The 1,156-nt window shown below is 64.4% G+C and carries 1 protein-coding gene; it reads right to left on the bottom strand.

Features of this window, described 5'->3' with window-relative positions:
* A partial coding sequence (locus tag EP165_RS20305) for a T1SS-143 repeat domain-containing protein (RefSeq protein WP_501981700.1) occupies positions 1-1,156 on the bottom strand: 1,156 nt, incomplete at both ends.

Raw genomic sequence — 1,156 nt, 5'->3', positions numbered from 1 at the left:
ACAACTCCATTGGCCGAGGCTCCGCCGATCACCGGCGCGTCGTCGTCGACGCGGACGCGGAAGCTTTCGCGCGACCCGATGTCGCCGTCGGCGTCGATGGCGCGGAAGGCGAAGTTGAGGTCGATATTGTCTTCGGTGTTCGCAGTCGGGTGATCGAGATTGCCGATCAGTTCGAACGTGTAGGAGCCGTCAGCCGAGGTCGGGTCGAGGGTCAGCTTGAAGACTTGGTGGTCGGCGTTGTTGAAGTCGCCGCCGCTCTTGTAGGCGATCAGCTGGTAGCCGCCGTTCCAGTTGCCGTTGGCACCGATCGTCTCGACGATCTGATAGGCCAGCGCGGTACCATCGGAACTGAGTGAGCCGGAAAGGCCGAGTTGCGTCGCCGCCGCCGCGCCCGCCCCAATCGGGTTTGCCGAACCCGAGGAGCCGCCATTGCGCACGAAGGCCACCGAGCGGCCAAAAGTGTCGGCCGCGTCCTCGTCACGCAGATTATCGTCCGTGCCCCAAGCAATACCGAGGGTGCCACCGGAGGTCGCCGCCGAACCGATGATGTCGCCGGGATAACCGCTGTCGACATTGCCGGTCAGCAGGTTGTCCTCGTCGACCGAACTGTCGGCAGCCGAACCCTGTACCGGCACGTCGTCCAGAACACGGACCTCGAAGCCGCCGGTTGTTATGTCGCCGTCGCCGTCGCGCGCCACGAAATCGAACTCGAACGCGATCTCGTTCTCGCCGCTGCCAGCCGGGTGATCCAGCGTTTGCGACAGAACGAAATCATAGCTGCCGGCATCTTCGTCCGACAGCGTCACCGTGAACACGACAGCGCCGCCAACACCTGCAGTCGCCGTCAGCACCGTGCCGTTGCCGGTGATCTCGTAGGCCAGTTCTGTCCCGTTGGATGACAGAGTCTGGGCCTCGAGCGCCGCGACCGTTCCGGCGTCGAACACCACCGAGCGGTCGCCCGGCGCCTGGGTGCCGTCGAAACCGCCATTGACGTCGGTGTTGGAGTCGTCGCCGCCCCATAAGATGTTCAGCGACGCCGACACCTGCTGCGTCGTCAGCGTGTAATCGCTGCCGAAGGGGCCGAAGTCATAGTCGAGGTCGCCGGTGAACAAGCCCGGCGTCGTGTCCTCGTTGCCTCCGGCAAGCTGCTCTTCTT

Origin of the sequence: Mesorhizobium sp. Z1-4, from assembly GCF_004000235.1 — a bacterium.
Lineage (GTDB): Bacteria > Pseudomonadota > Alphaproteobacteria > Rhizobiales > Rhizobiaceae > RCIO01.
This window is presented reverse-complemented; position numbering and strand designations above follow the sequence as displayed.